The sequence below is a fragment of the Rhodoferax sp. genome, from assembly GCF_014859475.1.
Lineage (GTDB): Bacteria > Pseudomonadota > Gammaproteobacteria > Burkholderiales > Burkholderiaceae_C > Rhodoferax.
In genome coordinates, this window is sequence record NZ_JACUUE010000169.1 from 1 (window position 1) to 5302 (window position 5302).

Sequence of the window (5302 nt, forward strand, 5' to 3'; positions counted from 1 at the left end):
GGATGGAAGCCCTAAAGTTTCAGCTTCCGGTGTTCCCGGGGGATCGAGTGTATGTGAGGTTAAGTTGGGACGCTACCAAGAACATGCTTGGCTTTGTATTCGAATCTGACAAAGGCCGTCACGCCAGCGGCCGCGTGATTTTGAAAGAGTCACCACATGTTTAAGCCCGTTGCAGTGATCCCCGTCTACAACCACCCTAGTACGATTCGTGACATGTTGGAGGGTGTGCAACGTCATGGGCTGCGCTGTGTACTAGTTGATGACGGCAGTGAGTCGAGCTGTGCGGCTGTGCTTGATACCTTGGCCTCTGAAAATCCGGCCAAAGTGACCTTGGTTCGTCTGTCGGTGAACCAAGGCAAAGGAGCCGCCATGATGGCGGGCTTGCGGGAAGCGAAATACCTGGGATTCACCCATGGACTTCAAATCGACGCCGATGGCCAACACGAAGTGAATGACGTACCGCGCTTTCTGGCTATGGCACAGGCCCATCCGCAAGCGGTAATTGTCGGCTGTCCAATATACGACGAGAGTGTGCCCAAGGGCCGCCTCTATGCCCGCTATGCAACTCACATCTGGGTCTGGATCAACACCATGTCATTGACTATCCGAGACTCGATGTGCGGGTTTCGGGTCTATCCGTTGGCAGAAGTTGTCGACCTCATCGAACGCGAGCGATTGGGCATGCGAATGGATTTCGACTGTGAGGTTTTGGTCCGTCTGCATTGGCGTGGCGCGAAAATTATCAGCCTGCCAACGCGCGTGACCTATCCGCGCGACGGTATCTCTCATTTTCGTGTGTTGCTAGACAACGTGCAAATCTCGCGAATGCATGCCACTCTGTTTCTGGGCATGCTGTGGCGCTTGCCGCGCCTGCTTTGGCGAAAGGCGGCGAGGTCATGACCGCGTCAACAGGTCAAAGGCACTGGGCACAGATTGGCGAAAGCACATTTGTCACTGGCATCTGGTTGCTCTATGGTGTGCACCGCCTGTTCGGACGAGTGCCGTTTTTGGTATGCATGTACCCAGTGGTGGCGTATTACTGGGCTACAAGCCGTGTTGCCCGGCAAGCATCCATGGAGTATTTGAAGCTGGCCCATCACTACCTAGGGGTACCCACTTCGGCGCCGGGTTGGAGAGCGGTCCTGCGTCACTTCCTGAGCTTCGCGGCCACCTTGCTCGACAAGACCCTCATAACCAGTGGTCGCTATCGCTTTGATCACGTCAGATTCGAGGGCCTAGATGCCATGCTAAAGCGAGTTCAGCGTCGTGAAGGCGGTATTTTTATCACTGCCCACATGGGTTGCCTCGAGTTGTGCCAAGCCCTCGCGGATCGAGAAAGCGGCTTGCACGTCAATGTCCTGGTCCACACCCGTCATGCCGAGCTTTTCAATCGAATCTTGCGCAAGCTTAACCCCAAAAGCGGTGTGACGCTAATGCAAGTCACCGAGTTCAATTTAGGGACAGCGATTCTCCTCGCTAAGAAGGTGGCCGCAGGTGAATACGTGGCGATTGCCGGTGATCGCGTGCCAGTGACAATTGGTGCACACAACACCCTCAAGGTAGATTTTCTTGGTCGTCCTGCCGTGTTACCTATTGGCCCCTACATAATCGCATCACTTCTGAAATGCCCGCTGTTCTGGATGGGCTGCATCCGCGAAGGGGATGGTCACGTGGTGGTTTTCGAGCTTCTGGCCCAGCATGTCTACTTGCCCCGCAGACAGCGGGCGGCAGCGGCCACTGTTCTGGCGCAACAATATGTCGCACGAGTGGAGGCACTGTTGCGCCGTGCACCGTTTGAATGGTTCAATTTCTTTCCATTCTGGGATCAGCCGGGCGCAGTTCCCGTCGCTCCAAATCTTCATCATGAAAAATCTTCCCCCTAAGACCGCTCGCGTGTGCTTTGACGGCAGCCGCCTTCAGATCGAGGACATTCTGGCCATTGCCGACCAGAATGTCCAAGCCGAGCTCTCCACAGCACAGACGTTTCGCGACCGCATTGCGCGGGGGGCTGCGTTCCTGGACCGGTTGTTGCGTGAAGATGGGGTCATTTACGGCGTTACAACTGGCTATGGTGACTCCTGCACCGTAACCATTCCACCTCAACTTATAGCCGAATTGCCGCATCACCTCTACACATATCACGGATGCGGGATGGGTCGCTTGCTTAGTCCAGAAGAGACTCGTGCTGTGCTGGCCACTCGCCTTGCATCGCTGTCCCAGGGTTTCTCGGGTGTCAGCGTAGCCCTGCTGGTGCAGTTAGAGAGACTGTTGAAGCATGATGTGCTGCCGCTGATCCCGGCGGAGGGTTCGGTGGGTGCGAGCGGCGATCTCACCCCGCTGTCCTATCTTGCTGCAGTGTTGTGCGGCGAGCGCGAAGTGCTGTTTCAGGGCGAGCGCTGCAGTGCTGCCCATGCCTTGATGGCGGTGGGAATAAAGCCGCTTCGCCTTAGGCCCAAGGAGGGCCTGGCGATCATGAATGGCACGGCAGTGATGACGGCGCTTGCCTGTCTGGCTTGGCGCCGGGCCGAGCGCATTGCGCGCCTGTCCACGCGACTGACAGCCTGCAATGTAGTTATCAGTGCGGGCAATGCTCACCACTTTGATGAGCGCCTTTTTGCCGTCAAACCGCACCCGGGACAGCAACGCGCAGCGGCCCGGCTTCGGCAAGATTTGGCGAGCGACCGTCCGGCGCGAAATGAACAACGCCTGCAAGACCGCTACTCTTTGCGCTGCGCACCGCACGTAATCGGTGTGCTGGACGATGCGCTACCTTTCTTTCGTACTCTGATCGAGAATGAACTCAATAGCGCCAATGACAACCCCATAATCGATCCCGACAGCGAGCAGGTTCTGCACGGCGGCCACTTTTATGGTGGCCATATTGCGTTTGCGATGGATGGGTTGAAGTGCGCTGTCGCCAACATCGCCGACCTGATGGACCGTCAACTAGCGCTTCTTGTCGACACCCGCTACAACCATGGCCTCCCACCCAATTTATCTGGGGCAGTAGGGCCGCGTGCAGCTATCAATCATGGGCTAAAGGCTGTACAAATCAGCGTCTCGGCATGGACGGCGGAGGCTCTGAAGCTCACCATGCCCGCCTCGGTGTTCTCGCGCTCGACTGAATGCCATAACCAGGACAAAGTCAGCATGGGCACGATTGCTGCGCGCGATTGTCTGCGTGTTCTGGAGCTGACCGAGCAGGTCATGGCCGCCATGTTGTTGGCCGCACGCCAAGGCTTGGCGCTACGCTTGCGTCAAGATCCGACTGTGGTGCTGAGTCCAGCCTTGGACGACTTTCTGAACGACCTTTCGTTCCGCGTGTCACTGGTTGAAGAAGACAGAGCCTTGGACCGCGAGTTGCATGCCCTAGTGGAAGCGCAGCGTGCGGGAGTCTGGCGCCTATATGACTCGGAGGGCTGCAATGCCCCGAAGGTGCATACATGACTCGACCATCTGCAAAAGGGCCAAACAACCTCACTCACGTGGTCGAGGTTACCCCCGCATTTTTTGATATCGACCCGATGGATATCGTCTGGCACGGTCACTATGCCAGGTTTATGGAGTTGGCCCGCAGTGCCTTGATGGATGAACTGGGCTACGGCTACAAAGAGATGAAATCCTCCGGATTTGCCTGGCCAATCGTGGACATGCGGCTGAAGTACGTGCGGCCGGCAACTTTGGGCCAGAAACTGCATGTGCAGGCCCGCATCATCGAATGGGAAAACCGTCTCAAGCTGGAGTACCTTATCACCGATGCGGCGAGTGGCCAAAAGCTGACTACTGCCTACACCATCCAAGTTGCCGTGGACTTGATCACACGCGAAATGCGCTTCGTTTGCCCCGAGTGTCTTTGGGCTCGCCTCGGGGTGCAAACTTGAAGGCGATGGTGTTCACACGACGCAACTGTTTGGGTGTCGCGTTCGCCGGGTTTTTCCTGCCGCTGTGGGCGGCTGATGCGCAGGCCGGTTTGATCGCTAAAGTGAGCCAACGCCTGGCTGATGCCCCGGTGGTGCGTGGCCAATTCGAACAGCGTAAATCGATCAAGGGTTTTCGGCAACCATTGATTTCGCACGGGGACTTTCTGGTAGCTAGGCAACGTGGTGTGGTCTGGCACACGAGGGAGCCATTTTCGGCAACGTTGCTGCTGACGCGCGAACGCTTAATCAGCAGACAGGGGGATGGCAGCGTGTCGCGGCAATTGGAGTCTGGCCACGAGGCCATGGTTGGGCTCATCACCGAGCTAATGTTCGCTTTGCTGAGTGTTGATCTGCCGCTGCTGGCAAAGCGATTTATCGTCGAGGGCGAACTGCTTGGCGCATCGGGCTGGCGCCTGCTGTTAACGCCAAGGGATTCGGCGCTAAGCAATTGGGCAACGCGCGTGGAACTGACTGGCGAAAGGCAGGTGCGACTGGTGCAATGGCAAGACGCACAGGGCGACAGCACGCTGATCCGCATGAGTGACCATCAAACCGCTCAGACTTTGAGCAGAAACGAGGAAGCCCTTTTTGATTGATGCACAGCCTCTTGCCGGCGTGCCTGGTGACCGACAGTGGCGGTTATTGGCTTGGCTGTGGTTGGCCGTGGTACTGGCCGTGGCAGTACAGCAATGGTCGTTCTGGCAGCAACCGCGGTTGGATACCGATGTGCTGGCCTTGCTGCCGCAAGACGAGCAATCACTGGAAGTCAGCATAGCTACGCATCGACTCGTCGAGCAGGCTTCGCGCCAAATCGTGGTCTTGGTGGGGGCGCCAGCCTGGGCTCAGACCAAGCAGGCCGCTATGACTTGGCGCCAAGCCCTGCCCAATGGGCTGGGATGGCACGTCGTTCAGCCTGCTGACCCATCAGCTTTGTCGGCCATGACAGCGTTCTATGCACCTTGGCGGGATCGCCTGCTGACTCAGGCGCAGCGTCGTTGGCTGGAGGTAACCCCGGTGCCGATCCAAACCCAGTCGGCCCTTATGGCTTTGATTCAACCCGGTGCAGTGCGGCTGACAGACTGGGGAGCCGATCCACTGGCTCTATGGCCACAATGGTGGATGGCTCGCGCCACTGAGACCCGCGCTCGCAGCCGCGAGGGCGAGTCGGTGGTCTCTCAGCCTGGCATGGAATGGATGGTCCTGATGTTTGAGCTTGACCAATCCGCCATGTCACTCGACGGCAATGCTTTGGTGGGCAATGCACTGGCTAAAGCGGCGAAAGCGGTACGCACTGCTTTACCCGAGGCACGCCTGCTACATGCTGGTGTGCCGCTCCATGCGGAAGCGGCCGCTGTGCAGGCGCATAGCGAGATCAACACCAT

General features: G+C 57.7%; 5 protein-coding genes and 1 pseudogene. All 6 read left to right on the forward strand.

Annotated elements, in window-relative coordinates; all coding sequences use genetic code 11:
* Positions 1 to 156 precede the first annotated feature (156 nt).
* Complete coding sequence (locus IBX54_RS12030) at positions 157 to 900, forward strand: glycosyltransferase family 2 protein (RefSeq protein WP_296542894.1); 744 nt, start codon at positions 157 to 159, stop codon at positions 898 to 900.
* On the forward strand, positions 897 to 1883 hold the full coding sequence (locus tag IBX54_RS12035; RefSeq protein WP_296542895.1) for an acyltransferase: 987 nt from the start codon (positions 897 to 899) through the stop codon (positions 1881 to 1883). Before IBX54_RS12030 ends, IBX54_RS12035 begins: the two co-directional genes overlap by 4 nt.
* A complete protein-coding gene (gene hutH / locus IBX54_RS12040) occupies positions 1864 to 3447 on the forward strand; it encodes a histidine ammonia-lyase (RefSeq protein WP_296542896.1) in 1584 nt (527 codons plus the stop codon). Before IBX54_RS12035 ends, hutH begins: the two co-directional genes overlap by 20 nt.
* Positions 3444 to 3881, forward strand: coding sequence for a thioesterase family protein (locus IBX54_RS12045; protein WP_296542897.1), 438 nt, complete (start codon positions 3444 to 3446; stop codon positions 3879 to 3881). The genes hutH and IBX54_RS12045 overlap by 4 nt, the downstream gene beginning before the upstream one ends.
* 5 nt (positions 3882 to 3886) lie before the next feature.
* Positions 3887 to 4516 carry an outer membrane lipoprotein carrier protein LolA gene (locus IBX54_RS12050; protein ID WP_296542898.1) on the forward strand — a complete coding sequence of 210 codons (630 nt, stop codon included), beginning with the start codon at positions 3887 to 3889 and terminating at the stop codon, positions 4514 to 4516.
* 130 nt (positions 4517 to 4646) lie between these two features.
* A pseudogene (locus tag IBX54_RS12055) lies at positions 4647 to 5302 on the forward strand (hypothetical protein); the annotation flags it as partial.